Source organism: Acidovorax sp. Root275 (assembly GCF_001428965.1).
GTDB classification, from domain to species: Bacteria; Pseudomonadota; Gammaproteobacteria; order Burkholderiales; family Burkholderiaceae_C; genus Acidovorax; species Acidovorax radicis.
This window is the reverse complement of sequence record NZ_LMJH01000009.1, coordinates 960,093-983,458: the sequence shown is the minus strand read 5'-3', so window position 1 is coordinate 983,458 and position 23,366 is coordinate 960,093. Positions and strand designations below refer to the sequence as shown.

Genomic DNA, 23,366 nt, shown 5'->3' with positions numbered 1-23,366 from the left:
AAAGCGCTAGAGGCATTTTTTATTGCTCAACCGGGGTCGCATGCGTATTTTTCACATCCACAGCGGCGGCGTGCAGGAGCTCACCGAGCTGCCCACGCAGATGCCCGCCCAGGGTTTTGTCTGGATCGCCTGCGCGCGCCCGGCCTTCCAGGCGCGGCTGGCCGAGATCCAGGCGAGCCTGCAGACCCTGGTGGGGCTGCAGCTGGTGGACCTGCACGTGTCCGACCTGCTCAACGCACAACTGCCCTCGCACTACGACTACACCTCGCAATACGACCTGCTGGTGTTCCGCCGCCTGGCCACCTTGAATGGCGACGCCCCGGACGCACCCAGCGCGGCGGGCGCCGGTGCGCCCCCATCGCTCAAACGCAGCGGCCCGCCCGTGCTGCGCCGCATCGACACCAGCCCGGTGGGTTTTGCCGTGTTCGACCAGCTGCTGCTGACCGTGCACCCCGCAGACTGCGCGGTGCGCGACGCCTATGCCACACGCCTGCTGGCCTCCCTGCCCACCAGCCCCAGCGAGGGCCGCAGCAGCCCCGTGCCCGGCGCCCGCGTGCCCACCAGCCCGGCCGACCTGATGCTGCGCGTGGTCAACCTGATGGTGGATGGCTACCTGGACCTGCGCCGCGAACTCACGCGCCAGCTCGACCACTGGCAAAACGAACTGCTCAAGCCCCGCGCACGCTACGTGAACTGGACATCGCTGCTCGAAGCCCGCCTGTCGCTGCACATGCTGGACGAGATCTGCGAAGACCAGCGCACCGCCGTGCAGGACTGGATCGACGCGCTGGAAACCTGGGCCCTGCCCGAGACCCCGCTCGGCCTGCGCGAGCTGGACCTGCTCAAGGTGCGCAGCCGCGATGTGCTGGAGCACATCGAACGTGTGGTGCACCACGTGCGCCGGCTGGAGCAAAGCACCGAAACCGCCGTGCAGATGCACTTCAGCGTGCAGAGCAACCGCACCAACGACATCATGCGCACGCTGACGGCGCTGACGGCGGTGTTCCTGCCGCTCAATCTGATAGCGGGCATCTTCGGCATGAACTTCGAGTTCTTGCCGCTCATCCACAAGGCCGATGGGTTCTGGTGGGCGCTGGGGTCGATGGTGTTCATCGCCCTGTCGCTGGTGATGCTGTTCTGGCGCAAGCGGTATCTGGCGAGGACGAGGTGACCGTGCCAGCAAAAGCCCGCAGCTGACACAGCAGCACAAGCCCTTCCCGCCCGACGTTCACCGCACCAGCGGCCACGCAGCCGTCAACCTGCCAATGCCAGGGCCAGTGGTTGCCGTGCGCGAAAAGCCCATTTCGGCCCCAGACGGAAGGCCTCCAGCCTGCGCGAGGAAGCGGTAGCAAAAAAGAGGTCTTCGGACAAATGGAGGCGTTCAAATACCCGCCGCTGGCGCACCGAGCGGCGGCGCAGATCCCCCTCAAAGGCATTGCCGTCACCGCGCGATTGTTCGAACAATGCTGCCGCGCGCGCCAGGTTCTGCAGCGCTAGGGGTGTCAATGCCGGCACGGCACGCGGTGCGGACAAACGGGCCTGCGCGATAAACGGGTTTTGCCCCACCAGCAACCCCCATGGCCGACGGCCCTCGACGGGGTCGACACTCAAGGCCTCCAGCTTGGTCAAACCAAAGTCGCGCGCCAGCGTCAGCCGCACGGCCAGCCAGGGATCGGCTTGACGCACTTGCTCAATCGCCTCGCGCGCTACGGATTCACTCCCCTGCAGCGGCAGCACCAGTGAGCCCAACAGGCGCTGCGCGTGCGTATCGCCCTGGTTGGCAGCGGCATGCAGCCACGCAATGGCCTGCTCCGACTCCACCACCGAGTTCGACGCGCGCAGTATCAAAGCCCCCAGCTTGCGCTGCGCCTCGGACTGCCCAGCCATTGCCGCTTTCTCCAGGAAGAAGCGGGCCATCTGCGGGTTGGATACCGACGAGCGGTGGTCTGCATGCGTCGCGTACAGGGCAAGCCATGCATCGTCCCGGCCCGCGTCCGCAGCGCGCAACAACAAGGCCACGCCTTTGCGCAGGTTCAGCGACGTGGCCAGCCGCGCTGGCGCCAGCGTGCCGCTGTCAATTCCGCAACGCGCACGGCCCAGCAGGCACGCAGCGTCCCGATCCCCGCGTACGACAGCCAGCTCCAGACTGGCCTCAATCTGGTCAGGAGCCAGCCCGCGCAAGGAGTGTTTCTCGCGCTCGGCCCACAAGACCGCCGCCACGACCAGGTCCGACAGGGCGTGTGTCAAGCGCGGCGCCACCATCAGCGCCACCCGCAGGCAATCGACCAGTTGGTCCAGTCCCCCTTCTTCACGCGCCTGGCGCGCAGCGATCACCGCGACCTGCACCACGTCCACTGCGGCGCTGGATTGGATCGATTCCACCATCGCCTCCAGGGCGCGGTCCGAGCGTGCACCCTCCACGGCCGCCATGACCTGGCAGGCCTCGACGTGCCCGGCTGCGGCGGCGGTCTCCAGCCACGACTGCCCCGCCGTGACGGAGCTGCGCGTCAACGCCATCCACACGCCCAGCTTGAACTGCGCCAAGGGGCTTCCCGCAGCGGCAGCCTTGTGCAATGCATCTTCCTGTTTCAGGTCCAGCAAGTCCTGCAGCGGCAAACTCTCTGCAATGGCACACGCGGTTTCTGGCAGCTCACGGACGCTGGGGTGTGAGAGGTACTCGATCCCCGTGGCCACATGGCGCGGGAAGCCATCGCCCCCCACCAAATAACGTCGGCCCGCTTTGCTGCGGGCGGCGGGATCGCCCTGGCGGGCCAGGGTCAGCAATTGAATGTCTTGTCGGCGCATGCTTGGCTCTCTTCAACGTGTTGCGGGGGCGGCACACCAAAGCGGCTTTTGGCACGCAAACTGGCAAACACCCCTTGCTTTGGACAGGTTTGAAGAATAGAAACGCACGCCTGACAGCGGGATTGCGCGCACATGACATCTCTGTAATGAACCGCCTGGCCTGCCCGCGACCCATGCAAAAAAGCCCGCATCCCCTGGGGGATGCGGGCCAATCGTTTACCTTGGAGACAATTGCCCATCGCAATGGGCAAGAGGAAGACCGCCTGGGGTCTTAGAACGTGTGGCGCAGGCCGAAGTCCAGGCCCTTGGAGTTGTCACCTGCACTGGTCTTGGCACCGTTCAGTGCAAGCGCAGAACCGTTCTTGTTCTTCAGGTACGCGAAGGTGGTGTACAGGGCAGTGCGCTTGGACAGGTTGTGCACGTACCCCACGGCAAACTTGTTCGCCTGCACATTGGTGTCCTGAACGCTGACGCGGGACCACGAAGCGCGGACCAGGCCAACGCTGCCCACGGGAGCCGTTGCGCCGATCATGTAGTGGCGAGCTTTCTCGTCGCGGGCCTTGGACTCATCCTGCCCAGCTTCAACCAGCAGCTTGGCCACACCGAAATCGTAAGAACCTCCGATGTTGGCATTCGTCACGTCGCCATACGCACCAAGGCTGGACACCGAGCCGTAGCTCACGCCCACATTGAGGGGGCCGTTTTCATAGCCAGCGCGCAACCCATAACCATTGCCGTCATTGGAGCCATTGGCGGCCTCGCCACGGTAGTACTGCACCTGGCCAAAGAACCCACCCAGATTCCTGGGCGTGAAGTACGACACGGAATTGCTGGTACGCGTCTGCATGGCATAGCCGTAGTTGCTGCCCAGCGAAGTCGTCTTCAGAAGAGCGCCGACGCCGTTGTCGCCGAATGCGTCGTAGATGTTGTTGTAGGTCGCAGTGAAATCACGGCCCAGGCGAACTTCGCCCCAGAGGTCATCCATCAGGCTGATGGTCGAGCGACGGTTGAAGTTGAAGGTGTTGCCGACGCCTGTACCGTCGTCCAGGTTGTAACCGGCTTCCAGCCAGAAGCCAGCCTTCATGCCACCACCAAGATCTTCAATACCTCGAAAACCGAGGCGGTTGGAAGCCAGACCGCCGCTGCCCACGCTGGTCCGGTTCGTCTCACTGCCGCGGCCCACCTGAACCGCCACGTCGGCCACGCCAAACAGCGTGACAGACGATTGTGCATAAGAGGTTGCGCTGATGGCTGCAAGCACAGCCAATGTGGCGAATTTTTTCATGGTCATCCTTGTTAAGTGGGTTCAATCGGAGTCATGTCCCACGCCTTGTTGGCAGGACATGGTGCAAGCGTAGGCATTGCACCCTCGTGCCCACAGACCGCAGAGCGCAACCACGGGGGACATGCATGCACCCCCCCCTCGGTTTGGGACAACGCCGTTTCACAGGTGCCACACTCCCTCCGAATTGAAAGGCTGTTTGCGATCCCCCGGGAGGCGTGCAGCGGTTTGGCGGGATGGGTACGCCAGACACGGTGTGCAGTAGATAGCTTGGACGTGCAAAACCGCTGCAACAGCAGAGACCGACTGCAAACACCACGGCCCGAAAGGTTGCCGCGAAATCGGGTGATGGGACACAACCGCTGATTGCACAAGGGCTAGCGCAAACGGCGCACCAGAAGCATCCGCGAGGATCATGGTCGCGCTCCAAACCAATCCTCCCGCGAGACCGCACACAAGCTCTCACGACTGTTCGTGAATTCGCAACAGTGCATTTCGATCCAGCAAGCTTCTCAAATCCACACGCACCTTCAACAATCCACCAAAGTCAATCCGCAGCTTCCCTCCGTCAGTCTGCACTCCACCTTTTTGTCCCTTGAGAAACCGCCGGGATCTCGTCACATGCGCTTGCTTTCTATTGAAGACGAACGATCAACCGCTGCTTACCTGTACAAGGGCTTGACCGAGCATGGCCATGTCGTAGACACGGCATTCGACGGGGTGGAAGGCCTGCACCTGGCCACCTCTGGGCACTACGACCTTATCCTGCTCGATGTGGGGCTGCCGGGCGCCAGCGGCTGGGATGTGCTGCAGGGCATTCGCACACAACAACAGACACCGGTGTTTTTCATATCGGGCCGCGACGAGGTCGAAGACCGCGTCAAGGGGCTGCTGCTGGGTGCCGACGACTACATGGTCAAGCCCTTTGCGTTTTCCGAACTGCTGGCACGCATCCAGGTGGTCGCGCGCCGCCGCGCCCCCATGTCCGCACCAGAGGGCGTGCTGCGCGTGGGCGAGCTGGAGGTCGATACCGCGCGCCGGCGCGTCAAGCGAGGCACGCTGCGCATTGACCTCACCACCCAGGAGTTCGTGCTACTGGACTACCTGGCCCGCCATGCCGGGCAGGTCGTATCGCGCACCCTGATCGCGCAAAACGTGTGGGACATGCACTTTGACAGCGACACCAATGTGGTCGATGTGGCGGTGCGCCGACTGCGCGCCAAGATCGACGAGCCCTTCGCCGAGAAGCTCATTCACACCGTCAGGGGCGTCGGCTATGTCCTCGAACTCCGAAACAACGCCTAGGGCGAGGACTTTCCTGCGGCGCTCTCTGCCCCTGAAGATCGCGCTGGCGATTTCTTCGATCACCCTGCTGTTGATCACGGCCAGCTTCTGGATGGTGATCTACCTGCTGGGCCAGGATTTCAACGACCTCCAGCCTCTGCTCGCCAGCAACGGAGGCATGGTCCATATCCCTGCAGAGGATTTGCACGCGCGGGGCCATGCCTTTGCCCTGCGCTCATGGCGTGTTTTTGCCATCACGCTGGGCGTCGGCGCGCTGGCCGCGAGCCTCTTCGCTTGGTGCACGGCCAGGCTCATCCTGTCCTCGGCCCACCGCCTGGCCAACACGGCCAACCGCATCAGCGCCCACGCCTTGCACGAACGGCTGGCCCCCGAGAACAACATTGCCGAGCTGGAACCCGTGGCCCGCGCGTTCAACCACATGCTCGACCGGCTGCAGGATTCCTTCACCCGCCTGTCGGGTGTGTCGTCCGACATTGCGCACGATCTGCGCACTCCCATCCACCGCCTCCTGATGGTTGCCCAGGTGACGCTGGACCGCCCCCGCAGTGCGGAGGAATACCGTGCGGTGATCGAGTCGGCCGTGCCAGCGTATGAGCGCATGGGGCGGATGATCGAGAACATCCTGTTCCTCGCGCGCGCCGAGAGCCAGCAAAGCGCCGTTCATGCCACCTTCATCCCGCTGGAGCAACGGCTGGGGGCCACCGCAGCCTTCTTCGAACTGCTCGCCCAGGAGCGGGGTTTGGAGCTGGCGCTCCAGGTGGACCAGAGCGCCCATGTCTGGGCTGATGACACCCTGCTCACCCGCGCCACCGGCAACCTGCTGACCAATGCCATTCGCCATGCCCGCCCAGGCAGCACGGTTGCGCTCTCAGGATCGGTGGCATCGAATGGTGGCTGCCATATTTCGGTCTCCAACGAGGGCGAACCCATCGCCCTCCAGCACCAAGCCAGGATTTTTGAACGCGCATACCGGGTCGAAAGTCAGAGCAACGAAGAAGCACCCGGCGTTGGCCTGGGGCTGGCCATCGTAAAAAGCACAATGGAATTACATGGAGGCTTGGTCTACGTGCGCAGCGCCCCAGGCCATCCGACGGTGTTCACCCTGTGGTTCCCGCCACCGCCGCCGCGTGCACCGGGGGCTGGGCCATCGCGCGGGCGTATCAGCCGGTAGCACGGGGTGCGATGGGGGCTGGGACCGTGGGTCGCAAGATCAGCGCAGCGCCGTGACGCCAAACAACCCCACCCCGTTGTCCCACGCCACCTTGCGCGCCACATCGGTAGGCAGGCCGCCCAGCCACTGGCGGTAGCCCTGCATCAGGTTTTCGTAGTGCTGCCAGCGCTGGTTGACCCAGGTGTCCGAGCCGATCACGAAGCGCGTGGGGTACTTGAGCAGCAGCGCACGCCAAGCGGGGCACAACTGGTTGTCGTCGCACACCAAGCCGGGGCGGTACGAGAGTTCGCCCACCAGGCCGGGGTAGCGCGCCATCAGCGCATCCACCCGCTCCACCGGCGCGCCGCCGATGCCGGTGTGGGCCCAGATCAGGCGCGCCTTCTGGCCCTTCGACGGGGTGTGGGCCATCAGCAGGTCGATGGCGACATCATCCACATGGGCCAGCACCACCAGGTCACGCTCTTCGGCCAGGGCCATGAGCTTCTGGGCCACGGGGCCGTTGGCATTGGCGCTGTCGTACAGGTGGAACTCGCCAATGCCCCGATACGGCCCCGCCGCCGTGCCGCGCGCCAGCTCGGTCTGCACCATGGTGTAGATGCTCTCGTCGGCAAACCAGCCGGTGTAGTCCGCCCGGTTGCGGTACAGCCGCACAAAGGGCACGACGGTGACACCCGCCTCACGCGTCTGCGGCAGGCCCGCCAGGGTGAGCGAACCCGCGTTGGGCCGCGAATTGGCCACGATGGCGCGCACGCCGCTGGCCTTCATGCGCGCGAGCACATCAGGGGGCGGGTGGGGGCCGGTTTTGCCGTCCCACGCTTCCTCGTTGTAGTGCAGGTGCGCATCGAACAGGGGGCCGGTGTAGTCGGCCGCGTAGGCCTGAAATCCAAATGCTATTAAAACAATAGCCGCCATCGATTTACAGGCAAGCGGTAGCGGCCAAATTTGCCTCAAAACCTGGATATACGTCGAACTCGCCATGGCGGCCTCCAAACATTGAGCAGTTCATCGCTGCGCCCTGGCGCCTGCAATGGGCGCGCCCCCGCCAGAGACGCCAAACAAGGGCCGCCCCGCAGCGACGGCGTCGTCCCCCTTGGGGGAAGGCGCGCAGCGCCTCAGGGGGGATTCCAATTCATGCGAGGTGTTTGTCGAAGAACGCCAGTGTGCGATCACGCGCCGTCATGGCCGCAGGCTCGTCGTAGCTGCCGCGTTGGTCGCAGTTGAAGCCATGGTCGGCTGCGTAGATGTGCACCTCGGCACCCGGCTGGGCGCGGGCAAAGGCCTGCACGCTGTCCACCGGGATCCAGTGGTCGCGCTCGCCAAAGTGGGCCAGCACGGGCACGCGGGGCTGGCGCGCGGCTTCGTCGGGGCTGGTCATGCCGCCGCCGTAGTAGGGCACGGCGGCCGACAGGCCGGTGAGCGTACAAGCCGCACGCCAGGTGAGCAGTCCACCCCAGCAAAAGCCCACGATGCCCACCTTGCGGCCGCTTTGCGCAGCGGCGTAGTCGATAGCGGCCTGGATGTCGGGCATCACGCCAGGGGCGGGCAGCGCCTCCACCGCCGCCTTCAGGCCCATGCCGGCCTGCATGTCGTCGCCGGTGTAGCCCAGTTCCACGCCGGGTTTCACACGGTGGAAGGTCGAAGGCGCCACCGCCAGATAGCCACGCGCCGCAAAGCGGTCGGCCACGGCGCGAATGTGCGAGTTCACGCCAAAAATCTCCTGCAGCACCACCACGGCGCCACGCGATGCGGCATCGGGCTGGGCCACCCAGGCCGGAAACACCAACCCATCGCTGGAAGTCAGATCCACAAACTGTCCCATGCTGCCATCTCCTTGAAGAAAAAAGGGGCTCACGCGTTGCGCTCCCGGCACATCGGGCCCTGCCCGATGTGCCGAGAACCTGTTCCAATGCGCCATTCTTGCAGGAGACCCCGATTTCATGGACAAGATCGTCTTAATCACCGGAGCCAGCCGAGGCATTGGCGCCGCCACCGCCCTGCTGGCGGCACGCCAGGGCTGGGCGGTGGCGGTGAACTACCAGGGCAACCAGGCCGCCGCCGATGCGGTGGTGCAGCAGATCCGCACCGCAGGCGGCACCGCGCTGGCCGTGCAGGCCGATGTGGCCGATGAAGCCCAGGTGCTGGCCATGTTTGCCACCGTGGATGCGCAACTGGGCCGCATCACTGCGCTGGTCAACAACGCCGGGGTGGTCGATGTGCCCGCCCGCGTGGACGAAATGAGCGTGGAGCGCCTACGCCGCATGTTCGATATCAACGTGATCGGCAGCTTCATCTGCGCCCGCGAGGCCGTGCGCCGCATGAGCACCCGCCACGGCGGCGCGGGCGGCAGCATCGTCAACGTCTCCAGCGCCGCCGCGCGGCTGGGCGCGGCCCACCAGTATGTGGACTACGCGGCGGCCAAGGGCGCCATCGACACCTTCACCATCGGCCTGGCGCGCGAGGTGGCGGCCGAAGGCATCCGCGTGAACGCCGTGCGCCCGGGCCTGATCGAGACCGACATCCACGCCAGCGGCGGCCTGCCCGACCGCGTGCGCGACCTGGCCCACCAGGTGCCCATGTTGCGCGGCGGCACGGCCGAAGAAGTGGCCGAGGCCATCGTGTGGCTGATGTCGGATGCTTCGCCTTACACCACCATGTCATTGCTCGAAGTCTCTGGAGGACGCTGATGGACCTGAAACCTCTTATCACTCTGCTGGCCATCGTGAACCCGCTGGCCATCGTGCCGTTCTTCATCCACTACACCCAGGGCTTTTCGTACGCGCAGCGGCGCCGCACCATCCGGGTGGCCAGCTTCAGCGTGTTCTGCGTGATTGCGGCCTGTGCGCTGCTGGGCCTGCAGATCCTCGACTTTTTCAACATCTCGTTGCAGAGCTTTCAGGTGGGCGGCGGCATGCTGCTGCTCATCAGCGCGATGAACATGCTCAACGCCCAGCCCGCTGAGGCCAAGCCCAGCACCAATGAATACGAAGAAGGAGCCGAGAAGGCAGCAGCGGGCAGCAGCATTGCCGTGGTGCCACTCACCATCCCGCTGCTCACCGGCCCGGCCAGCATGTCCACCGTGGTGATCTATGCCGACCGCGCGCAAGGCGTGTGGCAGACCGCCACGCTGGTGGGCTACGGCGTGGTCATCGCGCTGGCCACCGCGGTGTGTTTTTCGCTGGCCGACCCGATTGCGCGCGTACTGGGCAAGACCGGCATCAACGTGATGACCCGGCTGATGGGCCTGATCCTGGCCGCGCTGGCGGTGGAGGTGATGGCCGACGGGCTGGGCAAGATTTTCCCCGTACTGATCGCGCGCTGACCGTCCATGTCTGCCCGGCTGCTGCTCCTCGAAGACGACCCCGCTATTGCCCGCACCGTGGCCTATGCGCTGGAACGCGACGGGCTGCTGGTGACGCACAGCCTGCTGGTGAACGATGCGCGCCAGCAGCTGCAGCGCGCACGTTTTGACCTGCTGGTGCTGGACGTGGGTCTGCCCGACGGCAGTGGACTGGACCTGCTGCGCGACGTGCGCAATGCGCCGCCCACCGCCGCCCTGCCCGTGCTCATGCTCAGCGCCCACGGCGAAGAAATCGACCGCGTGCTGGGCCTGGAACTGGGCGCCGATGACTACCTGACCAAACCCTTCAGCCCGCGCGAACTGGCCGCGCGCGTGAAGGCGCTGCTGCGCCGCGCGGGTCACGGAAACGGCAACGGCCACCCGGCAGCGCCCGCCGCCACGGCCGCCGCACTGTTCCACGACGACGAGACGGGCCAGCGCATCAGCCTGCGCGGCCAGGCCCTGCCACTGACCCGGCGCGAGTACCGCCTGCTGTCCCACCTGCTGCGCGGCGCAGGCCGCATCCACTCGCGCGACGCCCTGCTGGCCGCCGCCTGGGGCGACGACAGCGAAAGCACCGACCGCACGGTGGACACGCACATCAAGACCCTGCGCGCCAAGCTGCGCGAGCTGGACCCTGCGCGCGAATACATCAGCACGCACCGGGGCATGGGGTATTGCATCGATCTTTGATTCCCAATGGGCCCGTCGGTTGAGTCCATGCAAATGTACGTACTTACGGATGAAGGAAATGAAGCCCCGCGCACCGCGCTGGAATGGAGCGTGACGATCCAAGTGACAACCTCACCGCATGGAACGTGGGCAACCCCCTCGGCACCCAAAGATGCAGTGCGCACCCAGACCGTGCCCTCAAGCGAGAGAGCGTCCAAGGCATCCCCTCAACAGGCATCCACAACTCCGCCGCTACTCACGACCCAGGGTGTGCAGGCCATATCCTGCCTGCCACTGAAAACTGTGCATGCTTGGGCAGCAGGCTGGACGGGCGGGTCACCCGGTGGGTTGGGGATGCAGAGGCAGAGCAACGCTGCGCCCTGAGCGCCCCAGCCCTGCAGGCCTCAGAAACGGTGGCGAATCGACAGTGCCAGGCTATTCACGTCTTTCCCAGGCGATGCCGCAACGCCGCCCAGGAATCCGTTGCCCCCCAACATGTCTTGCGACGTGTTCTTGTTGTTCAGGTGTGTGAGTACGGCGTTCAGGTCGGTGCGCTTGGACAGTGCATACGTGTACGCCACGCCATACGAAGCGCGATCCGCATTAAACGGGCGTTTGTCGTTCATGTTGTTGTAGGCCACGGTCACGGCATGCACGCCGCTGGTGATGCGGTAGCCAACCTGGAACAGGCGTGCGTCTTGCCGGAAGCCCTGGATGAACGCGTTTTGCACCAGCCCGGCCACAGGTACCGTGGCGGGGTTGGCAGACAGGACTGCGGAAATGCCGGACAGGTTGGTGGGATGGTCGTCCTTGATGACGCTGAATTGGCCCGACAGGGTGCCCGGCCCGACATCCAGCGTCGCGCCGAGGACAGCGGTCGTCAGCGACTTTTCACCCAGTTCGTTGTTGCGTGTGTTGTAACCGCCGCCGAACGAATAGCCGTTGCCGTTGTACATGGCCATGGCACCCCACAGCCGCCCAGCGCTCGAACGGCCAGCGACTTCCCCGGCTGCGTACATCGCGGTGGCGGTGAATCCGTTCAATTGCAGACCGTACTGGAGTGAGTTGCTCACGCGGATATCGAACGAAGCCGGAATCGCCACCAACTGTCCCAGTGACAGGCTGGACTCGGTCTTCATCGCGTCAAAGTTGGCGTTGGCCAAGTAGCCCGGTGTGTACTGTCGCCCGAATGTGAAGGCACCGAACGGGGTGATCAGGCCGGTGAATACTTGCCGATCAAAGAAGTTGTTGCCCAAGTTGACGCCCACGGAATTACCGATCTGGGCGGCCACTGCGGACACAGCAGGCTGAAGCGCAGCGGGCAGGCCCAACGATCCAGCGTTGCTGAGTCGGTCCGGCAGCCGACCTTGGGAAATGGGGCGGTTGCTCAGTGCACCGGTGTCAACTTCGAGCCGCGATTCGAGCGTGAAGACGGCGCGGTATCCACCGCCCAGGTCTTCATTTCCCTTGAATCCGAGGCGCGAACCTTGCATGTTCCCACTGGTAAGGCTGGCCTTAGAGCCGCCGGGTGCTCCGGTGACATGGTGGATGCCAACGTCGACGATGCCGTACATCGTCACACTGCTCCCGTCCGCTGCGCTTTGCGCCATGCCAAACGACGAAAAGCACCCAAGCACGGCCGCTGATAGGGCACGCATTTTGTTCATAACTTGTCTCCTGTTGCTGCATGAAATTGGCAGAAGCCCACGCCACACCGTGGGCAGCTCCGGGTTCAGCCTAGGTGACATGTCTCAAGCGGTAACAGCGGGTAGAACGGGATCACTGGAGCAGCCCGGTCGCAACGATCTGTTTTCGAGCGAAAACGTTGCGCGTTTGCAACTTTTGTGGGCCGTGCAACAGGCTTTGCGTCTCCACGGTGCATCCCGTGCCAGATGGCAAGGACTGGGTCGCAGCATCACGCACAGGAAGCCCGCATCGCGCTTCCTGGCCAAATTCACCTTGCGATTCAACCGCCTGTACGATCTGACCAGCATGTCCACCAGGCGTGCTACGCACTGCCCGTCCCCCACATCGTCTTGCTCCATACCGATACTCAGAGCTTCTGAGACGCTTTGCCGGTCAAGATTTTTTAAGAGAACTGCCCCATGCGCCTGGGCATCCGCCTGCTGTTCGCCTTCTTCCTGATCAACGGCATCGCCGCGTTTTTTGTACTGCGCGTGTTCATGGCCGAGATCAAGCCCAGCGTGCGCGAGGTGATGGAGGACATGATGGTGGACACGGCCAACATCCTGGCCGAGCTGGCCAGCGACGACCTGGCGGCCGGGCGGTTGGCGGCGGGGGCCGACAACAGCAGCACCAGCCCGTTTGCGCAGCATGTGCGCCGCTACGCCACGCGGCCCATCGATGCAGCGATCTGGGGTTTCTCCAAGCAGTCACTGGACTACCGCATCTATGTGACCGACACCACGGGACGTGTGCTGTTCGACTCGGAGAACCGCGCCATCGGCGCCGACTACTCGCAGTGGCGCGACGTGGCCCGCACGCTGCGGGGCGAGTACGGCGCGCGCTCCACGCGCGATGTGGAGGACGACGACACCAGCGGCGTGATGCATGTGGCCGCCCCCATCTATGTGCAGGCGCCCGAGGGCCGCAAGATCGCCGGTGTGTTGACCGTGGCCAAACCCACGCGCACCGTGCAGCGCTTCATCGACCGCGCCGAGCAAAAGGTGTTCATGGGCGGGCTGCTGCTGCTGGCCCTCTCGGCAGCCGTGGGCGTGGCGGTGACGCTGTGGATGGTGTGGAACGTGCGCCGCCTGCGCGACTACGCCTTGAGCGTGCAGGGCCCGGCCGATGGCGAGCGCCATGATCCCGGCACCCCGCCCACCACGGCGCTGGCCGTGCCCGAGGTGCCGGGCGAACTGGGCGACCTGGCCCGCGCCATGGACCGCATGCGCGCCCGGCTGGAAGGGCGCGACTACATCGAAGGCTATGTGCGCGCCCTCACGCACGAACTCAAAAGCCCCGTGGCAGCCATCCGCGGCGCGGGCGAGCTGCTGCAGGACGACCTGCCCGCCGCCGACCGCGCCGAATTCGCGACCCAGGTGGTGCAGCAAAGCGAGCGCCTGCAGCGCATCATCGACCGGCTGCTGGAGCTGTCCAAGCTGGAGCAGCGCCACCATGCCGAAGGCCGCGCGCCCGTGGCGCTGCACGACTGCGCCGAGGCCGCCATTGCCCAGACCCGCGCCCGCGCCGGGCAGCGCGGCATCAGCCTGGCACTGGAAGGGCACGGCACCAGCGGCCCGTGGGAGGCCGAGCTGGTGACGCTGGCGCTGACCAACCTGCTGGACAACGCCATCGACTTTGCACCTGCGGGCAGCACGGTGCGGGTGGAGCTAGACGGCGCCACGGTGGCCGTGCAGGACAGCGGCCCCGGCGTGCCCGACTACGCGCTGCCGCGCCTGGGCGAGCGCTTTTTCACCACCGCGCGGCCGGGCGGGGAGCGCAGTGGATCGGGACTGGGGCTGGCGATTGTGCGGCGGGTGATGGCGCTGCACGGGGGACAGATGGTGGTGCGCAACACAGTGCCCGGACTGTGGGTGGCACTGGAGTTTCCCGCCAGCTAATGCGAGCGGCGCAGGTGCACAGCCAGGGCCACCACCAGCAAGGCCAGCGCCACCCCATCCACCCGCACGACCATCACCAGTGGAGCGCTGAGGCCGCTGCCGCGCTGCAGCCACGACAGCAGCAGAAAAGACACCACGCTCACCAGCCCCGCCACCAGGGCCAGCCGATGGAGTTCGGCTCGCGTGGCGGCATACCCCATGAAGGCGGCCAGCAGCCCGAAAAGGACGGCCCGGTGCCGCAGCAGCAACTCCATGCCTGCATCCTGCACCGGGGTGCCGTACAGCTGCGCCAGCTTGCCCGCCCCCAGCACGCCCACCAGCGGCAGGGCATGGACCACTGCCACCAAGACCAGGACCACCGGAACCACATGACGCATGCCGAACCCCTCGTTGCAATGCGCCGTTTGTAGGCGCAAGGGGCGCGGCCGTCGATGACCTGGCAGGTCATGGCGATACGGGCAGCCCCGACTTCACACTGGCCTCACAAACTTCATAGCGCCCTCACACCGGGCCACAACACTGCCCCCACAACATCATTTGTGGAGGATCTCTTGTTCAAACACCCCCTGTTCACCAAACTGGCCGCGCTGGCCGCCATCACCGTGCTGCTGCTCTTTGGCCTCGGCATGATCGAAGACGTGGTGCGCGACCGGCTGCGCTACCGCAGCATCACCGCGCAGAGCGTGGCCGAAAGCCTGGCCGGGCCGCAGACGCTGATGGGCCCGATGATCCACAGCGCCTGTGTGGAGAGCTGGGAGGTAGAGACCGGCAAGGGCGACGAGCGCCGCATGGTGGAGCAGCGCCGCGAGTTCCTGCTGACCGCCATGCCCGAGCAGCTCAAGCTCACCACCGGCGCCGCGATGGAAGAACGTGCGCGCGGGCTGCACAAGGTGAACACCTTCAACCTCAAGGCCCACGTGACGGCGCAATGGGGGTCACTGGCAAGCCTGGTACCGCAGAGCAGCATGAAAAACTCGCGCATGCATTGCGGCGCCCCCATCGTCATGATGGCCGTGGGGGATGCGCGCGGCATCCGCACCGCGCAGTTCACCATGGACTCGCATGCATTGGCCCTCAAGCCCGGCACCTTCCACCCCACTTACAGCCGGGGCCTGCACGCCGTGTTGCCTGAAGCGGTGCGCGGCAAGGCCGACGGGCTGACCGCCACGCTGGACCTGGAACTGGTGGGCACCGAGCGCCTGGCCTTCGTGCCGCTGGGCGGCAACACCGAAGTGCAGATGACCAGTGGCTGGCCCCACCCTTCGTTTGGGGGCCGCTTTCTGCCGGCGGAGCGCGAGGTCAAGAAGACCGGTTTTTCGGCCCAGTGGCGCTTGTCGTCGCTGGCCACCACGGCGCAGGCCGATATCGCCAACGGCAAGCGCATCTGCCTGGGGGGTTCGGACGACGGCAACCGCAGCGACTACGTGCCCGGGGAAGCCACCCCCGGCGACTGCGCCGACAGCTTCAGCGTGGCCTTCATCGACCCTGTGAACTCCTATTCGCTGTCTGACCGCGCCACCAAGTACGGCGTGCTGTTCATTGCCCTGACCTTCGTGGCCGTGGGCCTGTTCGAGCTGATGAAGAAGCTGCGCGTGCACCCGGTGCAGTACCTGCTGGTGGGCAGCGCGTTGTGCAGCTTCTTCCTGCTGCTGGTGAGCCTGTCGGAGCACCTGCCGTTTGGCATCTCGTACGCCGTGGCCGCCAGCGCCTGCGTGCTGCTGCTCGCCTACTACGCAAGCCACATGCTGGGCAGCCTGGCGCGGGGCATTCCGCTGGGCGGGGGCATCGCGGTGCTGTATGGGCTGCTGTACGTGCTGCTGCAGCTGGAGCAAACGGCCTTGGCGGTGGGTGCGATTGCGCTGTTCCTGGTGCTGGCGGCCGTGATGGTGGCGACCCGCAAGGTGAACTGGTACGGGCTGTCGCAGGGCACCACCCCGCCACGCCGCCCCACGGCCCCACCCGTTGCCCGCCCCACCACGCCCCCAGCGAGCGCCATATGACAACACACACCACGCCCCGGTCTTGGGCGCAGCACCTGGCCGGCCCGGCGGCAGGCGCCGGGGCGCACCCACCTACCTTGACACTGGCAGAGGCCGAGCGCGTGCAGCGCCACCGCGACCAGCTGATGGCCGCCCTGCGGGCACAAGACCGGGTGGCGCTGGTCAGCGCCAAGCAGCAGGTGCTGGAGGCCGCGTTTTGCCCGCGCAGCGATCCCAGCCCTGTGGGTGTGCAGGATTCACCCGCCATGCGCCGGGCCCTGCGGGATCTGTCCTGGCGCATGGCGGCCCTGCTGCTGCCCCGCAGCCCGGGGCACTGAGACACTGAGGCAATGCTGGAATTTTGATGAAAATTGGCTCCAGCGCTTTAGAGAAAAGCACTATTAGCTATCAAAATGGAAGCAAATCGCTGCGCAGGGCCCTACACCACCACCGTGCGGTTGCGGCCTTCGCGCTTGGCGGCATAGAGCGCCGAATCCAGCGCGCGCAGGGTGATGTCGAGCGGGCGCAGGGGATCAAAGTTGGACAGCCCCATGCTCACCGTCAGCACCAGCGGTGGCTCCACGCCAGGCACCGGGTGGGCAGCCAGCGCGGCATGCACGCGCTGCGCCACCGCCTGGGCCTGGTCCACCCGGGTGGCGGGCAACAGGGCCAGAAACTCCTCGCCACCCCATCGGCTCACCACATCGGCCGCGCGGAACACGTCGCGGCAGAGCGTGGCCACAAGCTGCAAGGCCTGGTCACCCACATGGTGGCCGTGCACGTCGTTGACACGCTTGAAGTGGTCGATGTCCATCATCAGCAGGCAGGCGGGTTCGCCGTCGCGCTGCAAAAGGGCCTGCTCCTGCACAAGGCGCGCTGTGAACGAGCGGCGGTTGGCCAGGGTGGTGAGCACGTCGGTATGGGCCAGCACGGCCATCTGGCGGCGCGCTTCTTCCAGCTCCACCAGCATCTGGCCCTGGCGGTCGTTGGCGCGCTTGAGCTCCAGCAGGCGGATCACCTGGCGCGCCAGTGCGGACAACATGTCCTGCGCTTTCTGGGACAGCTGGCGCGGCCGGTGGTCCAGCACGCAGAGCGTGCCCAGGGCATAACCATCGGGCGTGACCAGAGGCGCCCCGGCATAAAAACGCAAGGGGTTTTCCTGGGTCACGATGCTGAAGTGGGCAAAACGCGCATCCTGCGCGAGGTCGGGCACGATGAACACACCGGGCTGCCGCACTGCGTAGCGGCACACGGACTGGTCCAGCGGGGTTTCCCGCAGCGGGAGCCCGACCGATGCCTTGAACCACTGGCGGTGGCTGTCCAGCAGGCTGATCAGGGCCACCGGGGCTTCGCACACATGGGCCGCAATCTCGGCCAACTCATCGTAGGCAGGCTCCATCGGCGTGTCGAGAATGCCGTAGCGCTGCAGGGCCTGCAGGCTTGCGGCGCCGTCGTACAGCGCCACCGTGGAAGAGATTTCGGCCATGGAGCAAAGCGGTCATGCCGCCCACCTTTGCCTAGAGACTTGCCAGCATGCCACACCGGCGCAGCCCACGCACGGGTGAAAGCACGCTTGCGCCGCGCCATGGCTGGCCGCGTGGGCGGACCGGCAGGCAGCGGCGCTGTGCGCCCGGCTCTCAAAATGTGTTCACGAGCTCAGGCCATCGCTGCGGGTTCGGCGGCGGCAACACCGGCCGAGGTATCGGAGCAGGTCGATCCACCACAACCCTGGATCAGTTCGCCCGGCAGCGCGTGAGGCGCATGCACCACGCCCGAGACCGGGTCAAACCCCACGCGGCGCAGGTGCAGGGCCAGCGCCGCGTCCATGCTCTGGGCGTGCTGCGGAAACCACAGCGCCAGCTCGCTGGCCATCACCCGCAGAACCTGGAGGTCGCCCTGCTCGGCCCGCACCACCCCTTCGCGCATGACCTGCAGCACCACCCTGTGCTGCATGCTGTGGCAGTTGCCCGAGGCAAAGCGGGTGGACGCCATCCAGGCATCCTCTTGCTCAAAATGGTGGTCGGTGTGCTCGACGAGAGCGTGCCAGGCGGAGAGCAACTGCCCATCCTCGGCCCGGTGCACGGCGGCCAACAAATCCACGAATTCGCGGTGGGTGTCGTCCATCAGGGGCAGGTCCAGGGCCAGCGCGTCCGACCATTCGAGTTGTGCCATGCGAATCCCTTTGCAGCGAGACAAAAACAGGGCACGAGCTTAGGCCGCCAGCCAACAGGGCGTGTTGATGCAGGTCAGTTCGGCGCCAACCGCGCGGCACCATTCGGCCCCCACAACAAAAAATGCCCCGCACGGGGCGGGGCATTTTTAAGACTGCCAGCGGCTGGGAGTACCGGCCACTGTGCGGTCCACAGGGGATCAGCTCTTGCCGTACATGCGCTTCATGTCGTCCACACACTTGGACTTGGCATCACCCGACAGCGCATCGCAGCGCTCCTTGGCGGCCTTGTAGTTGGCGTCGTTCTTTTCTGCGTTGGCATCCTTGCGGGCCTCCGCCACGGCGGCGCCCTTTTCGGCAGCGTTGTCCGCGGGCTTGGCCTGCACCGCGGCGACCTTGGCATCTTCCTTGGCCTTCACATGGGCAGCCTTGGCGTCCTTTTCACAGACATCCTTTTCATTGCCCTTCAGGTCATCGCATTTTTCCTTGGCGACGGAGTAGGCTGCGTCAGCACGGGCTTCGGCGACTTTCTGGGTGGCTTTTGCGCTGGGCTTGTACTGGGCTTCGAGCTCGGCCTTGGCCACGTCTTCCTTGCCCTTGGCTTCCTTCACACAGATGTCCTTGGCGTTGGCCGACAGGGCATCACACTTTTGCTTGTCGGCCTTGTAGGCGGCCGAGATCTGGTCCTTGGCGGCCTTGTGTTCAGGGGCTGTCATGGCGAAGGCAGAGGTTGCCAGCAGGCCAGCAGCCACGGAAGCGATCAGAGTTCGTGCGAATTTCATGGGTTTCTCCTCGAATTGGATAGGTAGGGGATAGGGAGCAGGCCGGTGCGAAGGTGCGCCGGCCGTCTGCTGGTTGCCCGTGCGGCTCAGGCGCAGGGGGCTGGCCCCGGCACCAGACCCCGGTCAGTCGTTGAAGCGAAAGTCAGGGTGGCGGTCCTGCCACTCCTTGAGCTGCTTTTCGGCGGCATCGCGGGCAATGCCCTGGCGCTCTTGCAGCTTGCCCAGGAACTGCTCGCGCTTGCCGTCGATGACGTCAAAGTCATCGTTCGTGAGCTTGCCCCACTGTTCAATCATCTTGCCCTTGAACTGCTTCCAGTTGCCCTTGACGGTGTCTTCATTCATGGTCTTCATCCTTGAGAGTGGCTCGCTGCGGCCATGCCACCGATATGGCGGTAAACGGTGCCGGACAGCGATGAGCCCACTGTAGAAACACTGCAGTGCGCCGCGCGTAGGCTCCCGGTGGCAGCGAACGTCGGCCTCTGGACTACACCGCTGCCGGACAAGCCGCCGCAGGGTGCGCAGCAAGATCCGGCGGGAATACGCCCTAGTCGAAACCAGCCTCTTTGCGTAAACCGTTGCATTTGGTGACTGTTGTAGTCATTCATAACGATTTAACCCAACAGGCTCTCAGTTGCAAATCCATACACTTGGACCAGGCCTTGGCATCCATGGCAGAGCTACCGAAGCGCACCGTCCATGCATGCAGGGCGACTGATAGCTCTGCGTGTGGTGTTGCTCCCGCTACCAACAACTAGCAGACCCACCATGACACTGATGAAAGAGGAACCTCGCGCAGCGGCGCCTGCCGAAGTTGCAGAGGGAATCGACACCGCGCAGGCGGCTCCACGCCCGGCCCCGTTGCCCAAGGAAGCCACGCTCGCCGCCCTGATGGCCAGCGTGGCGCTGGCAGCCTGCGGTGGCGGCGACGCAGCCGATGACACCGTGAGCCCGCCCGCGACGCCCGCTCCAGGGACCACACCGACCCCCACGCCAGGCCCGGCCCCTACCCCCGGCCCGGCCCCCACACCCAGCCCCACGACTCCCCCTTCCCCCGGGCCTGCACCGGCGCCCGGGCCCACGCCCGCGCCGGGGCCATCGACTCCACCGCCCCCGCCGCCTCCACCGGCCCCGGGTGCGGGCTCCTACACGTACACAAAGGCCGGCACCGATTCGGAGGCGGCCCGCTTCCTGCTGCAAGCGCAGTTCTCGGCCTCGACGGGCGAGATTGCCACCCTGCGTGCCGGCACCTACGACGGCTGGATCAACAACCAGTTCAGCCTGCCTGTTGGCACCAAGGGGTGGGACTGGCTGAACCAGCGCGGCTACAACACGGTGGACAACACCACGTCGTACTACGACAACACCTACCCGGGCGACTGCATGATCTGGCAGCAGCTCATGACGTCCACCGACGGGCTGCGCAAACGCGTGGCCCTCGCGCTGTCCGAAATCTGCGTGGTATCGCTCTCGGGCCTGGACTTCAGCTGGCGCAGCCACGCCATCGCCCACTATTGGGACCAGCTCGTGGCCAATGCCTTCGGCAACTTCCGCCAGCTGCTGGAGGACGTGACCCTCAACCCCGCGATGGGCTACTACCTCAACACGCGCGGCAACCAGAAGGAAAACCCCTCCACGGGCCGCCAGCCCGACGAGAACTATGCGCGCGAGATCCTCCAGCTGATGTCCATCGGGCTCGTGGACCTCAACCAGGACGGCACGGCCAAGCGCGATGGCTCGGGCCAAGTGGTCGACAGCTATACCCAAAGCGACATCACCAACCTGGCACGCGTGTTCACGGGCTACGACTACGACCAGTCGCAAAACGTGCAGACCACCGTGCCGGGTACCACGCGCACCGTGCCCAGCACCCATTTCACGCGGCTGCCCATGGCACTCACCGAGTCGCGGCACTCCACGCTGGCCGCCACCTTCCTGGGCACCACCGTTGCCGCCGGCACCCCCGGCGCGGCGGCGCTCAAGACCGCGCTGGACACCATCTTCAACCACCCCAACGTGGGGCCGTTCATCGGCAAGCAGCTGATCCAGCGCCTGGTCACCAGCAACCCATCGCCGGGCTACGTGAGCCGCGTGGCCGCCGCCTTCAACAACAACGGTGTCGGCGTGCGCGGCGACATGCGCGCCGTGGTCAAGGCGGTTTTGCTGGACAACGAGGCCCGCGGGCCCGCCGGGCTCACGGACGCCATGTTCGGCCGGCTGCGCGAACCCATGTTGCGCTTCGTGCAGTGGGGCCGCACGTTCGGCATCGCTTCGCAATATGGCAGCTGGAAGATCGGCGACCTCAGCTCGGCGGGTTCGCGCCTGGCGCAGAGCCCGCTGCGCTCGCCGTCGGTGTTCAACTTCTTCCGGCCGGGCTATGTGCCGCCCTCGACCGCTCTGGCCACGGCGGGCGCCGTGGCGCCGGAGTTCCAGCTCGTCAACGAAAGCAGCGTGGGCGGCTACCTCAACTACATGCAGGGCGTGATCCGCAACGGCATCTTCGTGAACGCGCCAGACCTGCCCAACAACGGCAGCACCAGCAACAACGGCGTCGACATCAAGGCGGCCTACACCAACGAACTGGCCATCGTGGCCGATGCCGACGCGCTGGTCGACCGGGTCAACCTGCTCATGACAGGCGGCCAACTGTCTGCGGCCACCATCAAGCTCATCGCGGATGCCCTCAAGACCACGGCCGTCACGGCCGCGAGCGCGGACAACGCCAAGCGCGACCGCGTGGCGGCCGCGATTTTCCTCGTCATGGCCTCGGCCGAATACCTGATCCAGAAATAAGGCGCGCCGCCATGCATCTCCTCCAACCCGAACTCCACTCCCGCCGCGCTTTCCTGCGCCGCTCGGCCCAGCTGGGCATGGCGGGCACGGCCCTGCCCTTTGCGCTCAATCTCGCGGCCGTTGGCGAGGTCGCAGCCTTCACGGCCACGGACTACAAGGCGCTGGTCTGCGTCTTCCTGTACGGCGGCAATGACTACGGCAACACTGTCATCACCTACGACGACGACAGCTACAACAAGTACAACGCCATCCGTGGCGGCGGGGCCGGCCAGACGGCCGGTGGCATCGCCCTGGCCAAGTCCGCGCTCACACCCACGCTGCTCACCCCCACCACGCCGCTGGCCGGGGGGCGGCAGTACGCACTGCACCCCGCGATGACCGGGCTGACGAACCTGTTCAACACCGGCAAGGCCGCCGTGCAGCTGAACGTGGGTCCCCTGGTGGTGCCACTCACCCGTGCGCAGTACAGCAGCAGCAACCGCACGCTGTACCCGCTGCCCCCCAAGCTGTTCTCGCACAACGACCAGCAGTCGGTCTGGCAGTCGTCTTCGCCCGAAGGCTCCACCGTGGGCTGGGGCGGCAACATCGGCGACCTGGCGCTGTCCTCCAACGGCAGTTCGCTGTTCACCTGCATCTCCGTCACGGGCAATGCGGTGTTCCTCTCGGGTGACTCCGCGCTGCAGTACCAGGTCAGCACCAACGGCGCGATCGCGATCAACGGCGTCAAGAACAACGTCTATGGCTCCACGGCCGTGCGCGCGGCACTCAGCTCGCTGATCCAGCAAAACAGCGGCCAGACGCTGGAAAACGAATACAACCGCGTCACCGCGCGGGCCGTGGGCGCAGAAGCCTCCATCACCTCGGGGCTGGCCGGGGTCAACCTGGCCACGGCCTTCCCCTCCAGCAATTCGCTCGCCGACCAGCTCAAGATGGTCGCCCGCCTCATCGGCGCGCGCACCACATTAGGCAGCAAACGGCAGGTCTTCATGGTGTCGCTCGGCGGCTTCGACCTGCACGACAACCTGATCTCGCAGCAGCCCACGCTCATGCAGCGCGTGAGCGAAGCCATGACCGCGTTCTACAACGCCACCGTCGAACTGGGCGTAGCCGACAAGGTGACGGCGTTCACGGCCTCGGACTTCGGCCGCACGCTCAGCTCCAACGGCGACGGCTCGGACCACGGCTGGGGCAGCCACCATCTCATGGTGGGTGGCGCAGTCAAAGGCAAGGCCTTCTACGGCAAGGCCCCCCCGGTCAGCATCACCAACACCGCCGATGCCAACGACCAATGGCATGTGGGCCAGGGTCGCCTGCTGCCCAGCACCTCGGTGGACCAATACGCGGCCACGCTGGCCAGCTGGTTTGGCGTGAGCAACAGCGAACTGCCGGGTGTGCTGCCCAACCTGAGCCACTTCGGCGGGGCCGACTACCCGACCAACCTGGGCTTTATGGCTTGATGTGAAACATCCCCCGAGCGGCTGCGCCGCTC

The 23,366-nt window shown here is 65.6% G+C and carries 21 protein-coding genes; 11 read left to right on the top strand and 10 right to left on the bottom strand.

The window, feature by feature from the left end:
- The first annotated feature begins 40 nt into the window (after window positions 1-40).
- Window positions 41-1,171, top strand: coding sequence for a magnesium transporter CorA family protein (locus ASE52_RS19400; protein WP_057228427.1), 1,131 nt, complete (start codon window positions 41-43; stop codon window positions 1,169-1,171).
- Between the two features lie 83 nt (window positions 1,172-1,254).
- On the opposite strand, the gene ASE52_RS19395 is transcribed toward ASE52_RS19400, so the two are convergent.
- Window positions 1,255-2,805 carry a sel1 repeat family protein gene (locus tag ASE52_RS19395; protein WP_140426283.1) on the bottom strand — a complete coding sequence of 517 codons (1,551 nt, stop codon included), beginning with the start codon at window positions 2,803-2,805 and terminating at the stop codon, window positions 1,255-1,257.
- A gap of 271 nt (window positions 2,806-3,076) precedes the next feature.
- The gene (locus ASE52_RS19390) at window positions 3,077-4,090 is read right to left on the bottom strand and encodes a porin (RefSeq protein ID WP_057228604.1); all 1,014 of its coding nucleotides are present in this window, start codon (window positions 4,088-4,090) and stop codon (window positions 3,077-3,079) included.
- Window positions 4,091-4,708: 618 nt separating this feature from the next.
- Here ASE52_RS19390 and ASE52_RS19385 point away from each other — a divergent pair.
- Window positions 4,709-5,392, top strand: coding sequence for a heavy metal response regulator transcription factor (locus ASE52_RS19385; protein WP_057228422.1), 684 nt, complete (start codon window positions 4,709-4,711; stop codon window positions 5,390-5,392).
- The gene (locus ASE52_RS19380) at window positions 5,364-6,563 is read left to right on the top strand and encodes a heavy metal sensor histidine kinase (RefSeq protein WP_158004179.1); all 1,200 of its coding nucleotides are present in this window, start codon (window positions 5,364-5,366) and stop codon (window positions 6,561-6,563) included. Before ASE52_RS19385 ends, ASE52_RS19380 begins: the two co-directional genes overlap by 29 nt.
- A 39-nt stretch (window positions 6,564-6,602) precedes the next feature.
- On the opposite strand, the gene ASE52_RS19375 is transcribed toward ASE52_RS19380, so the two are convergent.
- A complete protein-coding gene (locus tag ASE52_RS19375) occupies window positions 6,603-7,475 on the bottom strand; it encodes an amidohydrolase (RefSeq protein WP_057228419.1) in 873 nt (290 codons plus the stop codon).
- Between the two features lie 217 nt (window positions 7,476-7,692).
- Window positions 7,693-8,382: a dienelactone hydrolase family protein gene (locus tag ASE52_RS19370; protein WP_057228417.1), complete on the bottom strand. Its 690-nt coding sequence runs from the start codon at window positions 8,380-8,382 to the stop codon at window positions 7,693-7,695.
- A gap of 118 nt (window positions 8,383-8,500) precedes the next feature.
- Between ASE52_RS19370 and ASE52_RS19365 the strand changes: the two genes are divergently transcribed.
- From ASE52_RS19365 to ASE52_RS19355, 3 genes are read left to right on the top strand one after another with little or no spacing between them, the layout of a single operon-like run.
- Window positions 8,501-9,247, top strand: a complete 747-nt coding sequence (locus ASE52_RS19365; RefSeq protein ID WP_057228415.1) for an SDR family oxidoreductase — start codon at window positions 8,501-8,503, stop codon at window positions 9,245-9,247.
- Complete coding sequence (locus ASE52_RS19360) at window positions 9,247-9,882, top strand: MarC family protein (RefSeq protein WP_057228413.1); 636 nt, start codon at window positions 9,247-9,249, stop codon at window positions 9,880-9,882. Before ASE52_RS19365 ends, ASE52_RS19360 begins: the two co-directional genes overlap by 1 nt.
- A 6-nt stretch (window positions 9,883-9,888) precedes the next feature.
- A complete protein-coding gene (locus tag ASE52_RS19355; RefSeq protein ID WP_057228411.1) occupies window positions 9,889-10,593 on the top strand; it encodes a winged helix-turn-helix domain-containing protein in 705 nt (234 codons plus the stop codon).
- Window positions 10,594-10,976: 383 nt separating this feature from the next.
- Here the strand turns inward: ASE52_RS19355 and ASE52_RS19350 are convergent, their stop codons facing one another.
- Window positions 10,977-12,239: a porin gene (locus ASE52_RS19350; protein ID WP_057228409.1), complete on the bottom strand. Its 1,263-nt coding sequence runs from the start codon at window positions 12,237-12,239 to the stop codon at window positions 10,977-10,979.
- Between the two features lie 438 nt (window positions 12,240-12,677).
- On the opposite strand from ASE52_RS19350, the gene creC reads away from it, so the two are divergent.
- Entirely contained in the window at window positions 12,678-14,156 is a 1,479-nt protein-coding gene (gene creC, locus ASE52_RS19345) for a two-component system sensor histidine kinase CreC (protein ID WP_057228407.1), read from the top strand.
- Here the strand turns inward: creC and ASE52_RS19340 are convergent.
- On the bottom strand, window positions 14,153-14,533 hold the full coding sequence (locus tag ASE52_RS19340) for a hypothetical protein (protein WP_057228403.1): 381 nt from the start codon (window positions 14,531-14,533) through the stop codon (window positions 14,153-14,155). The two genes, creC and ASE52_RS19340, sit on opposite strands and share 4 nt — an antisense overlap.
- Before the next feature lie 174 nt (window positions 14,534-14,707).
- On the opposite strand from ASE52_RS19340, the gene creD reads away from it, so the two are divergent.
- Window positions 14,708-16,156: a cell envelope integrity protein CreD gene (gene creD / locus ASE52_RS19335; protein WP_057228401.1), complete on the top strand. Its 1,449-nt coding sequence runs from the start codon at window positions 14,708-14,710 to the stop codon at window positions 16,154-16,156.
- On the top strand, window positions 16,153-16,473 hold the full coding sequence (locus ASE52_RS19330; protein ID WP_081474711.1) for a hypothetical protein: 321 nt from the start codon (window positions 16,153-16,155) through the stop codon (window positions 16,471-16,473). The genes creD and ASE52_RS19330 overlap by 4 nt, the downstream gene beginning before the upstream one ends.
- A gap of 101 nt (window positions 16,474-16,574) precedes the next feature.
- On the opposite strand, the gene ASE52_RS19325 is transcribed toward ASE52_RS19330, so the two are convergent.
- The 4 genes from ASE52_RS19325 to ASE52_RS19310 all read right to left on the bottom strand — a co-directional run bounded on the left by ASE52_RS19325 (window position 16,575) and on the right by ASE52_RS19310 (window position 19,429).
- Entirely contained in the window at window positions 16,575-17,621 is a 1,047-nt protein-coding gene (locus ASE52_RS19325) for a sensor domain-containing diguanylate cyclase (protein WP_057228399.1), read from the bottom strand.
- Between the two features lie 170 nt (window positions 17,622-17,791).
- A complete protein-coding gene (locus ASE52_RS19320) occupies window positions 17,792-18,307 on the bottom strand; it encodes a hemerythrin domain-containing protein (protein WP_057228398.1) in 516 nt (171 codons plus the stop codon).
- 198 nt (window positions 18,308-18,505) lie between these two features.
- Complete coding sequence (locus tag ASE52_RS19315; protein ID WP_010467099.1) at window positions 18,506-19,087, bottom strand: hypothetical protein; 582 nt, start codon at window positions 19,085-19,087, stop codon at window positions 18,506-18,508.
- Window positions 19,088-19,210: 123 nt separating this feature from the next.
- On the bottom strand, window positions 19,211-19,429 hold the full coding sequence (locus tag ASE52_RS19310) for a CsbD family protein (protein ID WP_010467098.1): 219 nt from the start codon (window positions 19,427-19,429) through the stop codon (window positions 19,211-19,213).
- 423 nt (window positions 19,430-19,852) lie between these two features.
- On the opposite strand from ASE52_RS19310, the gene ASE52_RS19305 reads away from it, so the two are divergent.
- The gene (locus tag ASE52_RS19305) at window positions 19,853-21,877 is read left to right on the top strand and encodes a DUF1800 domain-containing protein (RefSeq protein ID WP_057228397.1); all 2,025 of its coding nucleotides are present in this window, start codon (window positions 19,853-19,855) and stop codon (window positions 21,875-21,877) included.
- Between the two features lie 11 nt (window positions 21,878-21,888).
- Window positions 21,889-23,334 carry a DUF1501 domain-containing protein gene (locus ASE52_RS19300; RefSeq protein ID WP_057228395.1) on the top strand — a complete coding sequence of 482 codons (1,446 nt, stop codon included), beginning with the start codon at window positions 21,889-21,891 and terminating at the stop codon, window positions 23,332-23,334.
- Window positions 23,335-23,366: the final 32 nt, after the last annotated feature.

What these genes read in the sequence shown, in the direction of transcription:
- ASE52_RS19400 (WP_057228427.1), top strand. Translation starts at nt 41, where the DNA reads ATGCGTATTTTTCACATCCACAGCGGCGGCGTGCAGGAGCTCACCGAG.
- ASE52_RS19395 (WP_140426283.1), bottom strand. Translation starts at nt 2,805, where the DNA reads ATGCGCCGACAAGACATTCAATTGCTGACCCTGGCCCGCCAGGGCGAT.
- ASE52_RS19390 (WP_057228604.1), bottom strand. Translation starts at nt 4,090, where the DNA reads ATGAAAAAATTCGCCACATTGGCTGTGCTTGCAGCCATCAGCGCAACC.
- ASE52_RS19385 (WP_057228422.1), top strand. Translation starts at nt 4,709, where the DNA reads ATGCGCTTGCTTTCTATTGAAGACGAACGATCAACCGCTGCTTACCTG.
- ASE52_RS19380 (WP_158004179.1), top strand. Translation starts at nt 5,364, where the DNA reads ATGTCCTCGAACTCCGAAACAACGCCTAGGGCGAGGACTTTCCTGCGG.
- ASE52_RS19375 (WP_057228419.1), bottom strand. Translation starts at nt 7,475, where the DNA reads ATGGCGGCTATTGTTTTAATAGCATTTGGATTTCAGGCCTACGCGGCC.
- ASE52_RS19370 (WP_057228417.1), bottom strand. Translation starts at nt 8,382, where the DNA reads ATGGGACAGTTTGTGGATCTGACTTCCAGCGATGGGTTGGTGTTTCCG.
- ASE52_RS19365 (WP_057228415.1), top strand. Translation starts at nt 8,501, where the DNA reads ATGGACAAGATCGTCTTAATCACCGGAGCCAGCCGAGGCATTGGCGCC.
- ASE52_RS19360 (WP_057228413.1), top strand. Translation starts at nt 9,247, where the DNA reads ATGGACCTGAAACCTCTTATCACTCTGCTGGCCATCGTGAACCCGCTG.
- ASE52_RS19355 (WP_057228411.1), top strand. Translation starts at nt 9,889, where the DNA reads ATGTCTGCCCGGCTGCTGCTCCTCGAAGACGACCCCGCTATTGCCCGC.
- ASE52_RS19350 (WP_057228409.1), bottom strand. Translation starts at nt 12,239, where the DNA reads ATGAACAAAATGCGTGCCCTATCAGCGGCCGTGCTTGGGTGCTTTTCG.
- creC (WP_057228407.1), top strand. Translation starts at nt 12,678, where the DNA reads ATGCGCCTGGGCATCCGCCTGCTGTTCGCCTTCTTCCTGATCAACGGC.
- ASE52_RS19340 (WP_057228403.1), bottom strand. Translation starts at nt 14,533, where the DNA reads ATGCGTCATGTGGTTCCGGTGGTCCTGGTCTTGGTGGCAGTGGTCCAT.
- ASE52_RS19330 (WP_081474711.1), top strand. Translation starts at nt 16,153, where the DNA reads ATGACAACACACACCACGCCCCGGTCTTGGGCGCAGCACCTGGCCGGC.
- ASE52_RS19325 (WP_057228399.1), bottom strand. Translation starts at nt 17,621, where the DNA reads ATGGCCGAAATCTCTTCCACGGTGGCGCTGTACGACGGCGCCGCAAGC.
- ASE52_RS19320 (WP_057228398.1), bottom strand. Translation starts at nt 18,307, where the DNA reads ATGGCACAACTCGAATGGTCGGACGCGCTGGCCCTGGACCTGCCCCTG.
- ASE52_RS19315 (WP_010467099.1), bottom strand. Translation starts at nt 19,087, where the DNA reads ATGAAATTCGCACGAACTCTGATCGCTTCCGTGGCTGCTGGCCTGCTG.
- ASE52_RS19310 (WP_010467098.1), bottom strand. Translation starts at nt 19,429, where the DNA reads ATGAATGAAGACACCGTCAAGGGCAACTGGAAGCAGTTCAAGGGCAAG.
- ASE52_RS19305 (WP_057228397.1), top strand. Translation starts at nt 19,853, where the DNA reads ATGACACTGATGAAAGAGGAACCTCGCGCAGCGGCGCCTGCCGAAGTT.
- ASE52_RS19300 (WP_057228395.1), top strand. Translation starts at nt 21,889, where the DNA reads ATGCATCTCCTCCAACCCGAACTCCACTCCCGCCGCGCTTTCCTGCGC.